The organism is Cupriavidus sp. 2KB_3, assembly GCF_052115685.1.
GTDB classification, from domain to species: Bacteria; Pseudomonadota; Gammaproteobacteria; order Burkholderiales; family Burkholderiaceae; genus Cupriavidus; species Cupriavidus campinensis.
The window spans coordinates 59061-77629 of the sequence record NZ_JBFRHD010000001.1; the positions used below are offsets into that span (position 1 = coordinate 59061).

General features: G+C 61.0%; 20 protein-coding genes, 1 tRNA gene and 1 pseudogene. 10 read left to right on the top strand and 12 right to left on the bottom strand.

Translation table 11 applies throughout. The features are described 5' to 3' along the window. Positions 1-56: 56 nt before the first annotated feature. Positions 57-1334, top strand: coding sequence for an O-antigen ligase family protein (locus AB4120_RS00265; RefSeq protein WP_441641699.1), 1278 nt, complete (start codon positions 57-59; stop codon positions 1332-1334). On the opposite strand, the gene AB4120_RS00270 is transcribed toward AB4120_RS00265, so the two are convergent. The 6 genes from AB4120_RS00270 to AB4120_RS00295 form a co-directional block, all read right to left on the bottom strand. Next, positions 1331-2047, bottom strand: coding sequence for a class I SAM-dependent methyltransferase (locus AB4120_RS00270; RefSeq protein ID WP_441641700.1), 717 nt, complete (start codon positions 2045-2047; stop codon positions 1331-1333). The two genes, AB4120_RS00265 and AB4120_RS00270, sit on opposite strands and share 4 nt — an antisense overlap. Positions 2048-2116: 69 nt before the next feature. Then, a complete protein-coding gene (locus AB4120_RS00275) occupies positions 2117-3598 on the bottom strand; it encodes a TolC family outer membrane protein (protein WP_441641701.1) in 1482 nt (493 codons plus the stop codon). 128 nt (positions 3599-3726) lie between these two features. Continuing rightward, entirely contained in the window at positions 3727-4050 is a 324-nt protein-coding gene (locus tag AB4120_RS00280; RefSeq protein ID WP_092290575.1) for a rhodanese-like domain-containing protein, read from the bottom strand. 17 nt (positions 4051-4067) lie between these two features. Beyond that, the gene (locus AB4120_RS00285) at positions 4068-4721 is read right to left on the bottom strand and encodes a protein-L-isoaspartate O-methyltransferase family protein (RefSeq protein WP_441641702.1); all 654 of its coding nucleotides are present in this window, start codon (positions 4719-4721) and stop codon (positions 4068-4070) included. A gap of 136 nt (positions 4722-4857) precedes the next feature. After that, positions 4858-5616, bottom strand: a complete 759-nt coding sequence (locus AB4120_RS00290) for a TetR/AcrR family transcriptional regulator (protein WP_441641703.1) — start codon at positions 5614-5616, stop codon at positions 4858-4860. A 172-nt stretch (positions 5617-5788) separates the two neighbouring features. Next, positions 5789-5947, bottom strand: coding sequence for a hypothetical protein (locus tag AB4120_RS00295; protein ID WP_441641795.1), 159 nt, complete (start codon positions 5945-5947; stop codon positions 5789-5791). Between AB4120_RS00295 and AB4120_RS00300 the strand changes: the two genes are divergently transcribed. From AB4120_RS00300 to AB4120_RS00310, 3 genes are all read left to right on the top strand, one after another. Next, a complete protein-coding gene (locus AB4120_RS00300) occupies positions 5913-6149 on the top strand; it encodes a YkgJ family cysteine cluster protein (protein ID WP_441641792.1) in 237 nt (78 codons plus the stop codon). The genes AB4120_RS00295 and AB4120_RS00300 overlap by 35 nt on opposite strands. A gap of 39 nt (positions 6150-6188) precedes the next feature. Continuing rightward, a complete protein-coding gene (locus AB4120_RS00305) occupies positions 6189-6758 on the top strand; it encodes a DUF1439 domain-containing protein (protein ID WP_441641704.1) in 570 nt (189 codons plus the stop codon). Between the two features lie 81 nt (positions 6759-6839). Continuing rightward, entirely contained in the window at positions 6840-7721 is an 882-nt protein-coding gene (locus tag AB4120_RS00310; RefSeq protein ID WP_441641705.1) for an undecaprenyl-diphosphate phosphatase, read from the top strand. 84 nt (positions 7722-7805) lie between these two features. Here the strand turns inward: AB4120_RS00310 and trmB are convergent, their stop codons facing one another. From trmB to AB4120_RS00325, 3 genes are all read right to left on the bottom strand, one after another. Beyond that, the gene (gene trmB / locus AB4120_RS00315) at positions 7806-8573 is read right to left on the bottom strand and encodes a tRNA (guanosine(46)-N7)-methyltransferase TrmB (protein WP_441641706.1); all 768 of its coding nucleotides are present in this window, start codon (positions 8571-8573) and stop codon (positions 7806-7808) included. 75 nt (positions 8574-8648) lie between these two features. After that, positions 8649-8723 (bottom strand) — tRNA-Gly (locus AB4120_RS00320). Between the two features lie 611 nt (positions 8724-9334). Then, complete coding sequence (locus AB4120_RS00325) at positions 9335-9943, bottom strand: reverse transcriptase domain-containing protein (RefSeq protein WP_441641707.1); 609 nt, start codon at positions 9941-9943, stop codon at positions 9335-9337. 443 nt (positions 9944-10386) lie between these two features. Here AB4120_RS00325 and AB4120_RS00330 point away from each other — a divergent pair, with 443 nt between their 5' ends. Together AB4120_RS00330 and AB4120_RS00335 are read left to right on the top strand one after the other, a co-directional pair. After that, entirely contained in the window at positions 10387-11415 is a 1029-nt protein-coding gene (locus AB4120_RS00330; protein WP_441641708.1) for a hypothetical protein, read from the top strand. Between the two features lie 413 nt (positions 11416-11828). Then, positions 11829-11900, top strand: a pseudogene (locus AB4120_RS00335) (ion channel); the annotation flags it as partial. Positions 11901-12293: 393 nt separating this feature from the next. Here AB4120_RS00335 and AB4120_RS00340 read toward each other — a convergent pair. Then, positions 12294-12518: a helix-turn-helix domain-containing protein gene (locus AB4120_RS00340; RefSeq protein WP_441641709.1), complete on the bottom strand. Its 225-nt coding sequence runs from the start codon at positions 12516-12518 to the stop codon at positions 12294-12296. A 1239-nt stretch (positions 12519-13757) separates the two neighbouring features. Between AB4120_RS00340 and AB4120_RS00345 the strand changes: the two genes are divergently transcribed. The 3 genes from AB4120_RS00345 (at position 13758) to AB4120_RS00355 (ending at position 15522) form a co-directional block, all read left to right on the top strand. After that, entirely contained in the window at positions 13758-14645 is an 888-nt protein-coding gene (locus AB4120_RS00345) for a phage integrase N-terminal domain-containing protein (protein WP_441641710.1), read from the top strand. A 28-nt stretch (positions 14646-14673) separates the two neighbouring features. Further along, positions 14674-14928 (top strand): hypothetical protein, encoded by a 255-nt coding sequence (locus AB4120_RS00350; RefSeq protein WP_149135408.1) that lies wholly within the window; start codon positions 14674-14676, stop codon positions 14926-14928. Between the two features lie 204 nt (positions 14929-15132). Further along, positions 15133-15522 carry a DUF5594 family protein gene (locus AB4120_RS00355; RefSeq protein WP_441641711.1) on the top strand — a complete coding sequence of 130 codons (390 nt, stop codon included), beginning with the start codon at positions 15133-15135 and terminating at the stop codon, positions 15520-15522. A gap of 12 nt (positions 15523-15534) precedes the next feature. Here the strand turns inward: AB4120_RS00355 and AB4120_RS00360 are convergent, their stop codons facing one another. After that, positions 15535-16428 carry an aldose epimerase family protein gene (locus AB4120_RS00360; RefSeq protein ID WP_441641712.1) on the bottom strand — a complete coding sequence of 298 codons (894 nt, stop codon included), beginning with the start codon at positions 16426-16428 and terminating at the stop codon, positions 15535-15537. Positions 16429-16678: 250 nt separating this feature from the next. Between AB4120_RS00360 and AB4120_RS00365 the strand changes: the two genes are divergently transcribed. Beyond that, on the top strand, positions 16679-17176 hold the full coding sequence (locus tag AB4120_RS00365) for a cupin domain-containing protein (RefSeq protein WP_441641713.1): 498 nt from the start codon (positions 16679-16681) through the stop codon (positions 17174-17176). A gap of 31 nt (positions 17177-17207) precedes the next feature. Here AB4120_RS00365 and AB4120_RS00370 read toward each other — a convergent pair whose 3' ends face one another. After that, entirely contained in the window at positions 17208-18422 is a 1215-nt protein-coding gene (locus AB4120_RS00370; RefSeq protein ID WP_441641714.1) for a polyhydroxyalkanoate depolymerase, read from the bottom strand. Between the last annotated feature and the right edge of the window lie 147 nt (positions 18423-18569).

Consider the following 18569-nt stretch of genomic DNA (forward strand, 5'->3'; position numbering starts at 1 on the left):
GGCTTGATCTGACACGCGCCACGAAGATCCGAGTGGCGTTCTGATTTCTCCGGTCCATGACATTTCGCACTTCCCGGCTGACTTCGATGGCCGATGCCCTCGTCTTTGCTTTTCCGATCCTGATTCTGTGCGTGCCGCGCGGGGCGGGGGTCTTCCTGGCGGGCGTTGGCATTTTGCTGCTCCTGGGATGGCGCGGGCTGGGGCGGGAATGGCGCCACCATGCGCGCGTGCTGGTGCCACTGACGCTCTCGGTGCTGGCATTCCTGGCGGTCTACGTGGCCTCGAAGTTCTATCATCACACCCCGTGGAATGTGATCGACAACCCCTTGCGCGCGCTGCTGGCCGTGCTCACGTGCTGGATGATCGTGCGTACCGCCGCGAACCCCGACCGGCTGTGGGATGGCATTACCGTCGGGCTGGTGGGTGCGTTGGGGATCGTGAGCTACCAGTTCCTCGTCCTGCACGACGGCCGCCCGGCGGCGTGGGTGCAGCCCATCGCATTCGCCAACATGGTGGCGGCGCTGGCATTGGTGGGCTTTGCCCGGCCCGGCGACGGCTTTCGCGCGCACGCACATGCGTGGCTCAACGTGCTTTGCGCCGCGCCAATCCTGATCATGAACGGTACGCGGGGCGGCATGATGGCCATGCTGCTGACGCTGTTCCCGCTACTGCTGGTTCGTTACAGCGGCTTCAGTCTGCGCATGTTCCTGGCGGCTGGCGCCGGCATCGTCGCGCTGGTGGTGGCCTTGTACGTGGTGCCGGGCAGCCCTGTGACCGAACGCGTGGACCAGGCGGTGCACGAGGTGCAGCAGTTCGAGCAGGGCGATGCGGAATCGTCGGTGGGCGCACGGCTGCAGATGTGGGAAATTGGCCTGCAATATTTTGCCAATCATCCGTGGATTGGTGTAGGCGTGGGCCAGTTTGCCCGGGTGCTGCAGGCCGCGCCGTACTGCGAGCAGCGCACGGAGTCGGTGGTGTGTGTATTGGAACATGCCCACAACGATATCGTCGAGGCAGCAGCTACGACGGGTCTGCCGGGTTTGCTGACGATGCTTGGATTGTTCCTGGTGCCCGCAGTGCTGTTCTGGCGAGCGTTGCGCACCTGCCACGCAATGGGCAATGCGCGCGGCGAAAGCCTGGGCGCCGCTGGCCTAGCCGTCGTGCTGGCATCGCTGCTGTCGGGGCTGACCCAGGTCACCCTGGCACACCAGGCCAATGTGGTGTTCTATGCGGGTGTGATCGGGCTGCTGCTGGGGCTGGCCACCCGTGAGGCAGCGCAGCGTTCGCACTCGCCGTCGCTGACAGCCGGCGCCGCCCTGCCTGCGCGCGTTTAGGCGGTGGCTGGCTTCGTCACAATGGCCATGTAGTTCACCGGGAACCCGCGGTCGGTGTAGCGCGCCTCGATATCGCTCTGTGATGCCAAGTGGACGACCTCCCATGCCACCGGCCTGAATTTCTCGAGTTCGTGCATCAGCGCGATGGCGTTTGGGGTGTTGCCAAGCTCCTCGGCAGTTTTCGGCAAGTACGCCAGCATGCGCCGCAATTGATGAGTCACGGTTGCCATGTAGCCGTCCATCCAGCGCAATTCCGTCATGTCGAAGCCATGCTTCGTAAAAAGGTGGCGTAGTCCATACTGCGTGTAGCGATAGTAGTCGTAAGGTACTTCGTGCTCCTCGTACCAGAGCGGACCACTGTAGAAGAGCCTGGCGCCTGGCTTCATCACGCGGAATAGTTCAGCAAGCACTTGCCCTGGTTCAGGCAGATGCTCCATCACCTGGCTGAACACTACTGCATCGAATCTCCCGTCCTCCACCGGGATGGCGGCAAGATCGCACGTATAGGTGCTATCGCCGTATATCTTGTCCACTTTCTCAAAGTCGGCCGACTCGTATAGGCAATGTGCAAAGTTCGACCGGTAGCGCTGGTCGCCCGAGCCGGCGTCCAGCACCCGCATGCCAGCGGGCAGCGATTGACCAAAGGCGGCCGTTTCACGATCGAGCCAGATCCGGCTCGGATTCTCGGGTTTGGGGCGGGACGTCTTCGTCATGGGATTTGATGCGGGACCTTGCTAATCGTTTGTTTGTCTTCGTGTGCTGCAAATCCGTCGGCTACCGTCTCAGGAGCGCGGTAGCACGACAGGCTGGACGCCCTGCTGGCGTGCGCGGCCGCTGGCCGGTTGACGCTGGGACGGAATCGCCCCCATTCGTGCCTTCTCCGGCAGCTTGTACATCGCCCCCGGCACCGACGTCAGCAGCGTATTGATCTGCACGACGTCTTCCTCGCTCAGCACCGCCGTCGACGCCTTCAGGCGCAGCCCGTTCATGATCGTGTCATAGCGGGCCTTGGCCAGGTCGCGGCGGGTCGAGAACAGCTGCGCCTCGGCATTCAGCACATCGATATTGATGCGCACACCCACCTCGTAGCCCAGCTGGTTCGATTCCACCGCACTTTGCGCCGAGCGTTCGGCGGCCTCGAGCGCCTTGACCTGCGCCAGCCCGTTGGACACCCCCGAGTACGTCTGCCGTGCGGTCTGCGCGGCCGTGCGGCGCGCAAATTCGAGGTCGCTGGCGGCCTTGTCGGCCAGCGCCATCGTCTCGCGCACGCGCGACTGGATCTGTCCGCCGGCGTAGATCGGAATGCTCAACTGCACGCCGACCACGCCCGAGTTGTAGCGGCTGCCGACATTGCTGAGCTGGGTGGCCGTGCCTTGCGCATTGGTATAGCCGTACGACGCGACGAGGTCGACGGACGGCAGGTGGCCGGCCCGGGCCTTGTTCGATTCCCGCTGTGCGGTCTCGAGGTTGTAGCCGGCCACGCCCACCTGGAGGTTGGTCTGCTCGGCCTGCGCGGCCCAGGCGTTCACGTCGGCGGGCATTGGGCCCGGAATGGCGGCCTCGGGGCGCAGCCCCATCAGTTCGTCAACCGGCTTGCCGGTGATCTGCTGCAATGACGCGCGCGCCACTTCGAGCGCGCTTCGAGCCGAAATCTCGGTGGCCGTGGCCAGGTCGTACCGGGCCTGGGCGTCGTTGGCATCGGTAATGGTGGCCGTGCCCACCTCGAAATTGCGCTTGGCCTGCTCGAGCTGCTCGCCGATGGCCTTCTTCTGGGCGCCGGCCAGGTACAGGTTGTCCTGCGCGGCCAGCACGTCGAAATAGGCCTGGGAGGCTCGCGTGATCAGGTCGAGCTGCGCCTGCTGAAACGTCACTTCGCCGGCCAGCGTGGCCAGTTCGCCCTGCTTGTACGTTTCCCAGCGATCCCAGCGGAATAGCGGCTGCGTCAGTTGCAGCGCCCACGTGTTGGCGTTGAAGTAGCGCGTGACATCGACGGGGGAGCTGTAGTCCGCCATGGTGCGCTGCACGCCCGCCGTGCCGAGCACCTGCGGGAGCAGGCCGGCGCGTGCCTGGGGCAGGCGCTCGCGCGTGGCCAGCAGTTGTGAGCGGGCGCTCGCGAACTGGGCGTCATTGGCTTGCGCATCGCGGTAGACCTGGAGCAGGTCCGCCCCTGCAGCGGCCGGAACATGGAGCAGGGCCAGCAGGGACACGGCGAGCGCCAGGGGTTTCCTGGCTGCACCGGGCACGGCGAGAAGCGCGAAACTCATGACATCTCCAGCTCGGCCAGCGCGCGCGCGGCCATCGTTCTTGTTGTACTTCGGGTGATATTGCGGAGGCGGGCGACTTCGGAGTGCGGCGTGATGGCGGGGCCCGGACATCGCCCGGGCCGCCTCCCTCAATACTGCGGAACGGACGGGTCCACCTGCGTGGACCACGCGTGGATGCCGCCGGTCAGGTTGTAGACGTTGGCGTAGCCCTGGCGCTCGAGGAAGCTGGCCACCTGCATGCTGCGTGCACCGTGGTGGCAGATGCAGACGATTTGCGCTTCGTCGTCGAGTTCGCCGAGGCGGGCCGGTATCTGGCCCATCGGGATGTGGGTGATGCCGGGCATCGCGGCGGTGCGGATCTCGAGATCCTCGCGCACATCGAGCAGCACCGGCTTGGCACGGCCGGCGTCAGCCAGCCATTGCGCGAGTTCGGGGGCGGTAATGACCTGCATGGCGGCTCCGGGCGGGTTCAGAACTGGAAGCGCGACGGCTGGGCGGCGCCTTGCAGCGGCGTGACCAGCGTCTCGAACAGGTTCACCGACTGGTAGCTGGCTTCAGAAGTGCGAGTGATGATGCGCGCTTCCATCACCGGCGCGGTGCCGACGATGACCGCGATGCGGCCGCCCACCTTGACCTGCGACAGCAGTGCCTGCGGAATCTCCGGCACCGAGCCCGACACGCAGATCACATCGTACGGTGCGGCGGCAGCCCAGCCTTCGGCGCCATTGCCTTCGGCCACTTCGGCGTTGCTTACGCCGGCGGCGGCCAGGTTCTGGCGGGCCAGTTCGGCCAGTTCGGGCACGATTTCCACGGTCAGTACATGGCGGGCGCGGTTGGCCAGCAGGGCAGCCATGTAGCCGGAGCCGGCGCCGATTTCCAGAACATTCTCATGCTTGCGCACGTTCAGGTCCTGTAGCAGGCGGGCTTCCACGCGCGGTGCCAGCATGTTCTGGCCGGACGGCAGTGGGATCTCCATGTCGACGAAAGCCAGCGCGGCGTATGCCCGCGGCACGAACTGCTCGCGCTTGACCACGGCCAGCAGGTCCAGGATTTCCTGGTCCAGCACGTCCCACGGACGAATTTGCTGTTCGATCATGTTGAAGCGGGCTTTTTCGAGATCCATCTTGCCTTTTCCTTCCAATTCCAGTGCTTGCGGAGAGCCCGCCATTTTACCCCTGCGGACTGCCGCAGGATGTTTACAGATTATTGGCAACGACTTGCACGGGGCCAGTTGTTGCGCGTTGGCACAGCGCCGGCGCTCAGCCGTCCTCGCCGCCGGCCGGCTCGGCCGCCTGGGCGGCCAGCATTTCGTCCCGGATCTGCTCCCAGACCCAGGGGCCGGACTTCGCCGGCAGCGGCGTGTCCCGGGCCGGGCCCGTGGTCAGGCCGAACAGCAGCATCTGGATCAACTGGTCCACGAACGCCACCGGATCGATCTCCTGCACCGCCACCTGGCTGAACGCGCGCTGCCACAGCATCAGGAAGACCAGCGGGGCGCAGATCAGCGTCGTAGTGGGGTTTGCCGGTGTCTCGCGGAACTCGCCGCGCGCCACGCCTCGGGCCAGCACGCGGGCGAACAGCTCGTCGCCGGGGCCCATCACCTCGTCCTGGTAGAACTGGGCGATGTCCGGAAAATTGCCCGATTCAGCCATGATCAGCTTGGTCAGCCCGGCGGCGCGCGTGGCGCCGATCAGGCCCCACCAGCCCAGCAGCAGTTCGCGCAGCAGTTCGGGCGTGGAACCCTCGTAGGTCTCGACCAGATCGATCCCCCGGGCCAGCGCCGGCACCATGTTCTCGCGCACGACGGTCTTGAACAGCTCTTCCTTGTTCGCGAAATACAGGTAGACAGTGCCTTTCGAGACACCTGCGGCGGCGGCAACGTCCTCGAGCCGGGTCGCAGCGTAGCCGCGCTCCACGAACAATTCCAGCGCGGCCGCCACCAGTTCCTGCGGGCGAGCGGCCTTGCGCCGGTGCCACCGGCGCGCGTCGGGATCTTTCTTGGGCGAGAGTTCGGTCACAGGGCAGGGAACGCGAGGCGGCCGGCGCGCGTCCGCGTGGCGCCGCATCGAAATTAAATAACTTGTGGGTCAGTAATGTAGAGGAGCGGTCTTGAGCGGTCAAGCCAGCGCCATTCCGCATTGTGACGCATCCGGCGCAGGTTGCGCTTTGTTGCAGGTTCGACGGGGCCTCTCAGGCAAAATGACGCCTTTCGCGTGCCTTTTCCGATGTCTTGCATGACGACATTTGCGCCTGAACCTTGAGCATGGCCTGCCAGTCTGACCTTTCCTGCCGCGATGGTTGCGGCGCCTGCTGCATCGCGCCGTCCATTACCTCGACTTTGCCGGGCATGCCGCACGGCAAGCCGGCGGGGCAGCCCTGCGCCCAGTTGCTACCCGACATGCGCTGCGCGGTGTTCGGCCAGCCCGAGCGGCCCGCGTTCTGCGGTGGGCTGCGTCCTTCGGCTGAGATGTGTGGCAATTCCCGCGAGGCGGCGCTGCACTGGCTGACCCGGCTCGAGGCGCTGACCGCGCCATCCACCGCTGCGGCCTGATTGGCATTAGGCCGCAGCCCGTCTTTTGGAGGTTCTACGATGATCGCGATGACACGCCGGCGCTGGCTGGCGGCCGCAGGCATCGCCACGGCAGCCGCCGCCACCGCATGGCTGGCGGCTTGCGGTGGGTTCATGAACGAATATACGTTCTCGCAAAGTCAGCTCCAGTCGGCGCTCGAACGCAAGTTCCCGTTCAACAAGCGCTATATGGAGTTGTTCGATATCCAGCTCGCCAACCCGCAGTTGGCGCTCGACCCTACGCGCAACCGCGTGACCGTGCAGTTCGACGCCACCATCGACAACCGGCTGTTCTTCCGCCAGCCGCTGACTGGCCGTTTCGCGCTGGACAGCGCGCTGCGCTACGACCCGCCCTCGCACTCGCTGGTGCTGCAAGACCCCGAGGTGCGCCAGTTCGACGTGCAGGGCATGCCGGCACAGTTCTCGCGTCAACTCAATGCGCTGGGCGGTATCCTGTCCGAGCAGTTGTTGCAGGGTTATCCGCTGTATACCTTCAAGCCGGAGCAGTTGCGGCTGGCTGGCGCGCCGGCGGAGCCCGGTACAATCACGGTCCTGCCGGACGGTATCAACGTCAAGATCAATCGTCCGTAAACACGGTTTTCCAATAATAATGCCGAGGGTTCGCGTATTACCGCGCGGACCGGACCGCGCCTGACCCTCTCCTGAATCCGCATGGATATCGCACTCGCCCTGAAAGCCGTGATCCTCGGCATCGTCGAAGGACTGACCGAGTTTCTGCCCATCTCCAGTACCGGCCACCTGATCCTTGCCGGCCAGTTACTCGATTTCAACGACGAGAAGGGCAAGATCTTCGAGATCGTGATTCAGTTCGGTGCGATTCTGGCGGTGTGCTGGGAGTTCCGGCGCAGGATTGGTGCGGTGGTCAGTGGTCTCGGGTCCGATCCGAAAGCCCAGCGGTTCGCCATTAATGTCATCGTGGCCAGCGTGCCGGCCATCGTGCTGGCGCTGATTTTCGGCAAGTGGATCAAGGCTCATCTGTTCAATCCAATGAGTGTGGCCATGGCGTTTATCGTCGGCGGCGTGGTGATTCTGCTGGCCGAATGGCGCGATGCGCGCCGGGGCACGGTTTCGCATCCGCAGGGCAATGCCTTGCTGGAGGCGGCCAAGGCCGGGGCGCCGCGCATCGAATCGGTGGATGACCTGAACTGGCGCGACGCGCTGAAGGTTGGCCTGGCGCAATGCTGCGCGCTGGTGCCCGGCACGTCCCGCTCCGGCGCCACGATTATCGGCGGCATGCTGTTTGGCCTGTCGCGCCAGGTGGCGACCGAATTCTCGTTCTTCCTGGCCATTCCGGTGATTTTCGGCGCGACCGTCTACGAACTGTACAAGGCACGCGCGCTGCTCTCCGCCGACGACCTGGGGATTTTCGGCATCGGTTTTGTCTTCGCGTTCCTGTCGGCGTTCCTGTGCGTGCGCTGGCTATTGCGCTTCGTCGCCACGCACGATTTCAAGCCGTTTGCGTGGTACCGGATTGCCTTCGGGATCATCGTGCTGGCCACGGCGTGGACCGGGTTGGTGTCCTGGCACGCTTAAGGGTAGCGCGCCGAGTGAGGCGATAAAAAAAAGGCGTGGCTGTTATCGGCCACGCCTTTTTTGTTTCTGCCGGTACCTCGGCGATCAACGCTTGCGGAACACTACGTCCCAGACGCCGTGGCCAAGCCGGACACCGCGTTTCTCGAATTTTGTCACGGGCCGGTAATCCGGCCGCTCGGCAAAACCGCCCTCCGCCTGCGAGGTATTTTCCAGCGCCGGTTCGCCCGACAGCACTTCGACCATCTGGTAAGCATATTCCTCCCAGTCCGTGGCGCAGTGGAGATAACCACCGGGCTTCAGGCGGCTGGTCAGCAGCTTGACCAGCGGCGGCTGCACCAGCCGGCGCTTGTTGTGCTTCTTCTTGTGCCAGGGGTCGGGGAAGAAGATATGCACGCCATCGAGACAATTCTCCGTCAGCATGTGCGCGATGACCTCGACCGCATCGTGCTGCATGATGCGAACATTCTCAATGCCACGCTCACCGGCCAGCTTCAGCAGGGCGCCAACGCCGGGCTCGTGCACCTCGCAGCCCAGGAAGTTGTCCTGCGGACGCAGTTGGGCGATATGTGCCGTGGTCTCCCCCATGCCAAAGCCGATCTCGAGGATGGCCGGGCCCGGGCGGCCGAAGGTGGCCGTCCAGTCGAGCGGGGTGGGCGCGTAGGGCACGATGAAGCGCGGGCCAAGGTCGTCGATGGCGCGCTGCTGCCCGCTGGAGGTGCGCCCGGCGCGCCGCACGAACGAGCGGATGCGGCGCGGATGCGCAACGTCTTCGCCGGGCTGGCGAGGGGCGTCTGACGCGGCCTCGGCGTCGTCTGCCGGCTTCGGTTCGGTACTGGCGTCTTGGGGGAGCATGGCAACAAAAAGCCGCCGGGCGGAGTGCCGATCGGGGGATCGACCGGTGCCAGAGGCGGCTTGTTCAATCAGAGGTGGAGCGGGCGATGGGAATCGAACCCACGTCTTTAGCTTGGGAAGCTAAGGTAATGGCCATTATACGACGCCCGCAAGAGGCGCGATTCTACGCGGGATTTCACAGCGGGCGCAAGCATGTGATGTGTGCGCTGTTGCGAAAGTGCATGCACTGCCGCTCCGATCGCTGCATTCGCTCGCCTTTTGCACAGGTATTGTTCCCGTCGGATGCCCGCATGACTATTTCGGCGGCTCGATGCAAGAGTCTCTCCGAGTGGCGATGTGGCCGTCGAGTGGCGATGTGGCCGTGCGAACCTTTGAAGGTTCTGCCGAACGTTACAAAACCGACGCAGGATACGAAAGTGCCGCACACGAGAACGGCATGTTCCCAATTGATAGGCGTCGAGAGGGAAAACGGGTGCAGCGACTTGACCGGCAGAACGAGCCAAAGAACCAGCACATACAAACTGATTATTTGGTTGACACCGGATACGGAAATAGACCAAGGCCCCGTAATCACATTCACTGCATGTTCTTTGAGTGAGCGCGCAGGACGCCGCCGAAGCACTGTCTTAAACAGTGGCCCAACGACATCATCTTCCAGCATGTCGACGTGATTTGCCACCCGTTGCTCACGATTTTCGCATCAAAGCCGATTAATATTGCGTTTGCAAAGAAAGGGGATGGTGGCATACCTTGCCGGACGCCTAGGCCATCCCGTATGCCGAGCCGCCGAATGCGCCTCTCGTTACCACGAGACGTAGGGCAATCTCGCAACCGATAATCTCTGTAAGTATCTGATGCAGCGACATTTCTTTGACGAGCGAGCGTATTGCATGTGTCAGGCGATCCCTGGGAATACGGTCAAAGAACGACGTGATGTCAGTTTTGAACGCCCACAGATATGTCGAGCGCAGAGAGATCGCAGCCTCAGCGGCCATTTTTACTGACCGATGCTGAATGAATCCGTAGCTAATCTTGTTGGCGATTATTTTCCCGTACTTTGTAGCGAGAAAACTTAGGAGAGCCCTTTGGACAAGGCGATCCCGAACCGTGGGAACACAAATCAGACGATCCTTGCCGTTCGGTTTCGGTATTAGGGAGGGGGAAAGTGGCGAGAGCTTGAAAAAACCTTGGCGGATCTCTTTGCTCAGCCGAGAAAGATTTGCCTTAGCATCTCGCTCGAAGTCGTTGATTGAGATGCCGTCCACCCCCGCAGTATTGCGTGAGCTGGGTTTCGTTCGTCTGTAGAGTCTCTGCCAAGTGTCATCGAGAGATTCCCTGGAGAGAACTTGATAGTAGGCGCTATTGGTCATTTCCAGGTTTCGCGCCGAGGTTGATTTCCCCGACTCGACGCGCATGAGAGCCCTGCCGGCGAACGCCTAGCACTGCGCCTCATGCGAGGCTTGGGTGCCGCTGATTCCGCCGGTGACGCGCCCGCGATCACTCGCGTTTGCGCCAGTTTGCCGCTTGGTCACGTGCAGCGCAACCCGCAGAGATGCCTGAAGGGCGCTACGTACACGATAGATAGTATCATGTGGCGAATACGGGCCCAGATTTAGTATTGTAAAGCTGATACAGCACAAACAAAAATAGTGTCGTATAAGGCATTTTGTGGGTTGGCAGAGGGGGCGATTCTGCTGCGGTTCGTCTTCATTGGCCGGGCTCGTCCATACATCCGGACTAAATTTTGCGGTGTTAACGTCGACATCTGGAGCAGTTGAGCTCCGGTGGGGGCTTCTCCCTAGATATCAAACGAATGACAGTCAGTAAGACTTGGGCGTATCTCCATGAATTCGGTCCAGAACGTACTACTGCCTGGGCGATACGTCAGGAGCGCGCAAAATATGGGGGCAAGCCGTTAGGCAAAACCTATTGGAGCAACCACAAGCCAGGGCAGAGGAAGCCTGTAAAGCAAGTTCAGACGGCGGAGGCGACGTTCTTCGCCTACATCAACGCCTCGGATGCAGAGGGCGGCGGCGGAGAGTCCCTTTCCCATCGGTTGTTGAAGGAGGCAATAGCTGGGTTATCAGGCACGAGACTCAAGTTGGGGTCTCATGGCGAACATGACATCACCATAACGCATGGCGAGACAGAAAAAGCCATCGCTACGGAAGATGCGACGTTTTACGCGGATGTGTTCTTGCAATTTACTTCGACGAGTTCGATAGGGCTTCGATGGTCGGGCGAAGTATTCATCGAGGTCAAGCACACGCACGCCGTGCCGGTGGACAAACAGAGGGCACTTCAGCGACTCCGCGTCCCAGTCGTTGAGGTGCCATTGCTGGCAACGTTCGAGTACCCGTACAACGACGAGGACACTTCCGATCCACGCGAACTTGCACATGTGGAGCGGATCCGGAACATGCTTCAAAAGGGGTTTCTTATGGGGCAGGTTATCAGCGACGCCCGCTCCGCCGAGTTCTTGGAGCAAGAGGTATCTCGTTTGCAGAAGGAACTGCAAGAGGCTCGCACGGGTTGGGATAGTGCCAAGCGTGCCGGCGCTGAATCGCAGAGTCGATTGCAGGCCACCGTTGCCCGGGCTGTTGAGCTTGAGAGGCTGAACAGCGACTCGGCGCAGCGCATGGAAGTCATTGCCAGCAGTGCTGAGACGGGCCAACGAGATCTAGAAACTGAGAGGGCACGATCTCGTGCTTTGAAGGATGAACTGCTAAACGCGAAGGCTATTGTTGCTGCCCAGGAGAAGAAGATACACGGGCATTACTGGATTGTTGGCCTTGGGTTTTGCTGCCTTCTCGGCCTGGGTTCCGTTGTCGGTTACCGGTAGCTTGTCGCAGGACGGCCAACTGGTCAAACGATCCCTACAGAGTCGATCGAGGTCTCTCCGGCCCCGCAACCCCCCTCTATGGCTGCGAAGGGTGAGAAGCGAGACACTGCGCCGAATCAGCGGCGCAGGGCAAGGCAGGCTTCTGCGATGGACCGTACCGAAATGGACCATTTTCCCCGGTAGAAAATGATAATTGAGATGATCCGATCAGCCATGAGTACATCGATCGACGATATAACTCAGCAAAAAAGGCCGCACAACAAGCTGAGTACACCGCTTGGGAGGTTTATTGATGGTCTAACGTATAAGAAGATCGCGATATGTGTGATATTTTTTTTTTGTCACGTCCGCAGGCTATTTCTGGGTGGTCGCCGGTGACCAAATGGCCTTGATAAAAAGCGGGGGACAGTTTTCTTGAGTGCTTATATTTCAGCATCATCACATTTGCTACGGTAGGATATGGGGATTTCACACCAATCGGTTGAGGGCGATTGATTGCTGGAGTGGAGGTTATGGGAGGGCTTTGCTTGACTGCGCTCCTTATCGGGAAAATTGCTTCCGAGCGGCAAAGCGCTTTACTTTTGCTTATTTATACAGGTGATCAGCAGCGAAGAGTGTCCGGTTTCTCAAATGACTTGGGGCAACTCGCGGAGTCACTGAAGTCGGATAAAGCATCAAAGGAATCCGTCGAAAAATGCCTAACACTGACGGAGGGGCTCCAAGCCTATCTGATATTCCAGTCTCACCAAGGACGGCTAGCTGATTTTGGAAATGGGAGTGCGTTGAGGGAACTTTACAGGATGATGCATGCGTTTCTATCCTCTCTTTTAGACGTTCTTAATACATCAGTGCTCGATCCAAAATTGGAAGTTGGTCTTCTAAAATCTGCTCGTCGCATTGGGCGTCTTGCAAGCATTATGGAAAGCTTTCATATGAGCGATGGCAGCGCACGGGCGAGAAGGATTAGCTGCGCCGGTCTGAATTCGGCTCATATAAGTGTGCGCAAAGCCAACGTGGTCCGCAAATTCCTCTTGGGACAGGCCAGATGTGAGCCGAAGCTGTCGGATCCGTTGTCCGAACTTTAGGCGAAGGTGAGTACTCATTTGGCAACTGTGCAATTGTGATCGGTAACCCAACACACACTAATCGTGACATTGGAGCGCGTTTCGTATAGGCTGCGGCTTACGCTAGCGATATATCCGGCGTTTGCACATTTCTGGAGTATTGGCATGGGACTCGGTATTGCGGTGCTTCTAGTCGGCGTTCCCTTGTGCGCTTTCTTCGTGTGGGTTGCTGATAATGGTATTCGTGCTCAGCAGGCCGAGTGGCAGGCTCGCAGAGAGTTTGGGCTCTGCTACGAAGGCCGCTGCTGTCGATGCTGCTGTACTGAAGATGATCGTACTGAGAGTTCATTCGGGTGAAGTCAGTCTCCATTCTTCGATAGGCGTAGTGTATGAGGCAGGGCGGGCGGGCTCTTGCGAAGCTGTGGGCAGTGCGTTATGATTCTCCTCACACTCGCGTCAATGACGCATCGACTCGCGGCCAAGTGCCGCAAATGCGGCTAGCCCGCCTTAATATTGTGCCCTCCGCCGTGCCAGCAGCCCGCTCAGTTGCCGGGCTGTATGCGCAGTAGCGATAGGGCCTGTAATCGTGCCATCCATTAAGGATGGGGCGTCGGTTGTCATTTCCCTGTTTTCTCCCTTCGCAGAACGTATCCTTGCCCGCGGTGCTCAACGGTTGAGCACGCCGAGGTTCCGCGCCTTATGTAGGCGTCCGGGTCGGATCTGCTGACGGCACGCCTGCCAGTGCAATGCTGGCGATTCTCTTAGCTCGACTTCGAGCGCGGCGAGCGTTGCCTATTCTCCTTCCTCCCGCCCTTCCTTCCTTCCTTCCTTCCTTCTGTGCCGATCTGCCTTCGCTTCGATTTCTTGTCTATCGAATCGCTGTGCAGTTGCGTCATTACCTTGCCACTAGTTGTTCCCCAACGTCGTCAAACCGGCGTCCCATCCAAAGTTGCTCATAGCGGTTGATATGTACCTCGGATCCCCGAGCAGAGGCGGACACCTTGTCCCCAGAGCTACCTGCGCTCTTAACGAAGCAGGTCTCAGCGATATGTAGTTTGTCGCTGTTGCGGTCCGATGGGCCGAGAGGCGCGGCCTCGCGCACGATTATCGAGCAGTAGCGTCGGCCCGATGATGTTCCCCCGGGAGTTCACCGGTCGGCAAGCTGCTTAGCAGTTCCGCTTCACCCGTACCGATGTCTGAGGACTTCGGTGCTAGGACTGGTCGGGCCAGTCGCAGTAAACACTAACCGATACTGAAACTGAACACTGTGGGGAACTGATGAAGATTGATATCTATGTCGAGTTGATGCGAATAATCGATCTCAACCGAGAGGGCTCTTTTGCGACGCAAGCGGCGCGCAAAGATGTGTTGTCCCAGGTCGCGCACGATCTCAAGAACCTCGGATTTAGGACCCTTCCAGCTTCGGGACTAAAACCTAAGCATGTGGCAGCCCTAGTAACTCACTGGCAGGCGCAGGGTCTTGCTGTTGCCACGATGAAAAATCGAATGTCCTATATCAGATGGTGGGCTGGGAAAGTGGGTAAGCAGAATTGCGTCCCTAGAAGAAACGCGCAGTTGGGAATAGGGCGACGAAAATTCGTTACAAATATTTCAAAGGCGTTGGTCTTGCCTTTCGATGAAATTCAAAAAATTTCGGACGATCGCATTCGATGTTCTGTTTTACTGCAAAGGGAGTTCGGTCTTCGTCGAGAGGAGTGTCTCAAGTTCCAAGCAATTTTCGCTTTAAACGGTAAATCAGTTCACGAATCCACGGAAATTCGCTTAAAGGAGTCGTGGTGCAAGGGAGGTAGGGAAAGGTATGTGCCGATTTCATCCGATTACCAGCGCGAAGTTCTTGCTGAAGCTGTTGTTCTTTGCGGGCTTGGCTCAATGATTCCGCCGCAATTGACTTACGTAAAGCACTTAGGCCGATACATTCGGGAGACCCGAAAAGCTGGGATATGCAAATTGCACGGCTTGCGACACGAATACGCGCAGAAACGATATAGAACTCTTACCGGATGGCATGCCCCTGCCGCAGGAGGGCCGGTTGCCTCGCAGCTCACTCCGCAGCAGCGGTTAAGAGATAGGGAGGCGAGGCTCGCGATATCAGCTGAACTGGGCCACAATCGTGAGTCTATTACCGCAGTCTACCTGGGTAGATAATTTGATATTTGGATAGCGTTAATTATATATGAAGACGATAAACGAGCCGCAATTTATTTCTATGATGGCATGGGATGTGGTATTTCTAGTTGAGGTATATGCTGACGAAGATGGTTGGTATATAAAAATCAATGGTGCCTATTGGTTGGGTGGTACAAGAAACGTACCTGAAATATTTCCTAGTATTGAGCGGGCTGTATTGTATCTTCATGCGGTGGGGTGCGAGCATCTGGTGTTGCATTTGAATCGATGGCCAGAATTGCCGGAGCGGCGCCAAAATTGAATAGTGGATCGTGCAACCATTGTTGATTTTTGTGTGTCTTTGGTGATTAATTTTATTAATTATGAATTGTTTATGTAATATTTTTTTGGCGTTTTTAGTGGATATTAGGGTGGGGGCCTGGTTGGGGCTCCGGGTGATGGCCTCTTCAATCGTCCTACACTTGGCGCACAATGGTCGCCATCCCCCACACGAGACGCCCCGCCCGTGCATCCAGTTCCCGCCCAACGTTTCAATTCCGATCTGCTCCCGCGCATTGTCGAGCGTGTGCAGCACCTGTACCGAGGCACCTTGCATGCGGATATCGTGCCGGCGTCCGCGTCGGACCAGCCTGCTTGCCTGCGAGTGTGGGCCACCGACCGGGCTGGCAGTGGCCGGTATGCCCATCCGATCGACATCACGCTGTCATGGGACAGCTTCGAAGTGGATCGCCTGTTTGCCTCGGGCGGCGACGTGCGCTTCGACGCGTATCTCGATGCATTGCCGGCCAAGCTCGATGCCTGGCAGGAGCCCCGGCGGATCGACTTCAACTCGCGTACGCAGGCCGAGGCCACCGTGCTGATCGGCGGGCTCGATTTCGAGCATCTGCTGCGATAGCCGCGCGGCGGCTCAGATCACCAGCCGGCAGACCGCTGCTTCCGCCTTGCCCGGTGCCAGCCACCGCAGCCCTTCTCCATGTCCGATCGCATTGGGCAAGCCCAGCCACGGTTCCACGCAGTAAGAGTCAGAATCTTCGCGCTCGGACCAGGTCGTGATCGCGTGCCACGGCGCGCGCCCCGGGACATTGAGGACGAAGTCGATCTCGCGCGCCGGCATCTGCAGGCGTAGCGTGCCCGGCCCGCGCAGGACGTGGAAGGTGTCCTGCAGCCGGGCGTCATCCAGTCGATATGTGCGCTCGCCCGGTTCGCCGCCGGTCAGGCCGCCATCCGGGGTTTGTCGCACGCGGTCTGCTGGCGGCAGGGACAGGCGGGTTTCCGAGCGCTGCGCATGAGGTAGCGCGAAGTAGAAATGATGGCCGGCGTACCACGGCAGCGGCGCCGAGCCTGTGTTCCTGACCTCCAGTTCTGCCTCCAGCCCTTCGGGCACGAGCCGGTAGCTAACCGTGAAGACGAAGTCGAACGGATAGCCCACCCGTGTCGCATCGCACGAAGCCAGCGTCATGCTCACCGCAGACTCGGAGAAATCCGATACCGCGAACGCCATGTCGCGGGCAAAGCCGTGCTGGGGAAGCTCGCGTACCACGCCGTCGGCATCGCGCCATTTCCCCGGTTCGCCGTCGACGAAATGCCGGCCGATGAACGGGAACAGCAGCGGGTTGCCGCCGCGTACCTTGGCCACGCGCGACCAGTCGGCATCGTCCGGCCAGTAAAGGATGTCCTGGCCGCGATGAACCCATCGCACCAGCCGGCCGCCATGCGCCGGCGCCAGCAGCAGGTAGTTGTCGCCCGTGCCGATGCGCACCAGATCCTGCCCTTGAAAGCGTTCCATGCCGACCCGCGCCATGCGTATGTCCCCCGCAGAAATTCGGAAAACCACGAGGGTATCGCAACTTGCCGCTGGTACGCCTCGCCGGTACCCCTTTGGGGCGGGCCGCATCGTTTCGGCGCGCGCCGCCGATCAGCGCCGGTGCAGGCCACCGCCGAACCCGCGCGCGAGGATCCCTGCCCGCCACATTCGCCCCATTCTCGCCCGGCGCGAATGTTGCAGCGCAAGACGGGCCTTGCCGCCATGCTTCGCTGATCAGGAGGTCACCATGTCACATCTCCCCCCGAGCCAGACGACCGCACTGCTGTCGCCGGCCCAATCCCCCACAGACTTTTCTCATGTACGCCCGCGCGACACGGCTTTTGTCGACCAGGGTTTGAGAGATTTCTTCCTCTACCGCGATCTCGGCATTGCCGATGCCACGCACGGCAAGGTGCTCGTGCAACTGGTGAAGGCCAACCTGCCGCCGGAGCAGGGCACCGGCTGGCACCGGCACGTGGCGGATTTCCACATCGTGCTCATGCTCAAGGGCTGGGCGCGCTTCATGTACGAGGACAAGGAGACGCTGGTCGCCGCCGGCGACTGCGTGCACCAGCGGCCCGGCATCACGCACTACCTGTTCGACTATTCGCCGGACATGGAATACCTGGAGATCGTCGGCCCCGCCGATTTCAAGACCATTGATGCGCCCGCGCCGTGCCCCGTGCCCGCTGTCACACCTTGGGCGTCGTCCGGTACCGAATCCTGGCGCGACGTGCCGGTCTGAGCGGCGCGCGACCGGCCATCCGCAATTCTCGCTATTCGGCCGTGTAGATCGTTTCGCGCACCAGCGGATATACCTGCGCCTCCCAGTGCCTGCCGTTGAACACGCCATAGTGCCCCACGCCGGTCTGGATGTGATGCATGCGCATGTAGGGGCGCACGTTCGTACACAGGTCCTGCGCCGCCATGGTCTGGCCGATGGCGCAGATGTCGTCGCGCTCGCCCTCCACGGTGAGCAGCGCCGTGCGGCGGATGGCCTGCGTGGCCACGCGGCGGCCGGCTACGTCGAGCAGGCCCTGCGCGAGCAGAAATCGCTGGAACACGAGGCTCACGGTCTCAAGGTAGAACTCGGCCGTGAGGTCCATGGTGGCGAAGTACTCGGCGTAGAAGGTTTGGATGGCATCGGCCTTGTCGTGCTCGCCGCGTGCGCGCAGGTCGTAGAGGTCGCGCAGGGCTTGCTCGTGGCGCTCCCGGTTCATGCTCATGAACGCGATCAACTGCACGAAGCCCGGATACACGCGACGCGTGGCGCCCGGAAAGCGCCACGGCACGTAGCCGATCAGTGTCGATTCGAACCACTCGATGGGCCGGCTCATGGCCAGCTCGTTGACCTTGGTCGGATTCACGCGCGCGTCGATCGGGCCAGCCATCAGCGTCAGGCTCGGCGGCTGCGCCGGGTCGCCGTCCTCGGCCATCAGCGCCACCGCCGCCAGCGCCGCCACGGTGGGCTGGCACACCGCCATCAGGTGGGTGTGGCCGCCCAGCGCGCGTAGGAAGGTGATCAGGTGCTGCACGTATTCGTCGAAGCCAAACCGTCCGTACAGCACCGGGACGTCGCGCGGGTTGTGCCAGTCCGTAATGTAGACGTCATGGTCGCGGAGCATGGTTTCCACCGTGCCGCGCAGCAGCGTGGCGAAGTGGCCGGACATCGGCGCCACCAGCAGCACGCGCGGCTGCACCGGTGCGCCTTCGCGGCGGAAGCGCAGCAGGGTGCAGAACGGCGTGCGTGTGACGATTTCCTCGACGACCGGTACCTCGTCGCCATTCACGCGCACGCTATGAATGGCGAACGGCGGGCGGTAATGGGTCAGGCGGGCCAGCGCCAGCACCTCGCAGGCGGCGCGGACGGATCTCAATGGTTCGCATTCGTCGGCGCCCGGATAGCCGGCGATCAGCGTGGCAGCGATATCGGCCAGGGAGCAGGCCGGCTGCATCATGTCCGCGTAGGTCTGGTAGGCCTGATAGAGCATTGCTCGATTTCCTCCGCGGCATGGCGCCTCGCCTGATGTAATCGTAGTGCGCCGCAATATATATGCCACCGATAATTGAACTTGGCACGCCGCTTGCGCGTGGCGAGTGGCATGACAAGCAGGGCGGAGGGAGTGCGGCAAGGGACG

Excerpts from the sequence above, each read along its gene's own strand:
- AB4120_RS00265 (WP_441641699.1), top strand. The coding sequence starts at position 57 with ATGACATTTCGCACTTCCCGGCTGACTTCGATGGCCGATGCCCTCGTC.
- AB4120_RS00270 (WP_441641700.1), bottom strand. The coding sequence starts at position 2,047 with ATGACGAAGACGTCCCGCCCCAAACCCGAGAATCCGAGCCGGATCTGG.
- AB4120_RS00275 (WP_441641701.1), bottom strand. The coding sequence starts at position 3,598 with ATGAGTTTCGCGCTTCTCGCCGTGCCCGGTGCAGCCAGGAAACCCCTG.
- AB4120_RS00280 (WP_092290575.1), bottom strand. The coding sequence starts at position 4,050 with ATGCAGGTCATTACCGCCCCCGAACTCGCGCAATGGCTGGCTGACGCC.
- AB4120_RS00285 (WP_441641702.1), bottom strand. The coding sequence starts at position 4,721 with ATGGATCTCGAAAAAGCCCGCTTCAACATGATCGAACAGCAAATTCGT.
- AB4120_RS00295 (WP_441641795.1), bottom strand. The coding sequence starts at position 5,947 with ATGCCCGGCAAAGTCGAGGTAATGGACGGCGCGATGCAGCAGGCGCCG.
- AB4120_RS00305 (WP_441641704.1), top strand. The coding sequence starts at position 6,189 with ATGATCGCGATGACACGCCGGCGCTGGCTGGCGGCCGCAGGCATCGCC.
- AB4120_RS00310 (WP_441641705.1), top strand. The coding sequence starts at position 6,840 with ATGGATATCGCACTCGCCCTGAAAGCCGTGATCCTCGGCATCGTCGAA.
- trmB (WP_441641706.1), bottom strand. The coding sequence starts at position 8,573 with ATGCTCCCCCAAGACGCCAGTACCGAACCGAAGCCGGCAGACGACGCC.
- AB4120_RS00325 (WP_441641707.1), bottom strand. The coding sequence starts at position 9,943 with ATGACCAATAGCGCCTACTATCAAGTTCTCTCCAGGGAATCTCTCGAT.
- AB4120_RS00330 (WP_441641708.1), top strand. The coding sequence starts at position 10,387 with ATGACAGTCAGTAAGACTTGGGCGTATCTCCATGAATTCGGTCCAGAA.
- AB4120_RS00340 (WP_441641709.1), bottom strand. The coding sequence starts at position 12,518 with ATGAGTACTCACCTTCGCCTAAAGTTCGGACAACGGATCCGACAGCTT.
- AB4120_RS00345 (WP_441641710.1), top strand. The coding sequence starts at position 13,758 with ATGAAGATTGATATCTATGTCGAGTTGATGCGAATAATCGATCTCAAC.
- AB4120_RS00350 (WP_149135408.1), top strand. The coding sequence starts at position 14,674 with ATGAAGACGATAAACGAGCCGCAATTTATTTCTATGATGGCATGGGAT.
- AB4120_RS00360 (WP_441641712.1), bottom strand. The coding sequence starts at position 16,428 with ATGGCGCGGGTCGGCATGGAACGCTTTCAAGGGCAGGATCTGGTGCGC.
- AB4120_RS00365 (WP_441641713.1), top strand. The coding sequence starts at position 16,679 with ATGTCACATCTCCCCCCGAGCCAGACGACCGCACTGCTGTCGCCGGCC.
- AB4120_RS00370 (WP_441641714.1), bottom strand. The coding sequence starts at position 18,422 with ATGCTCTATCAGGCCTACCAGACCTACGCGGACATGATGCAGCCGGCC.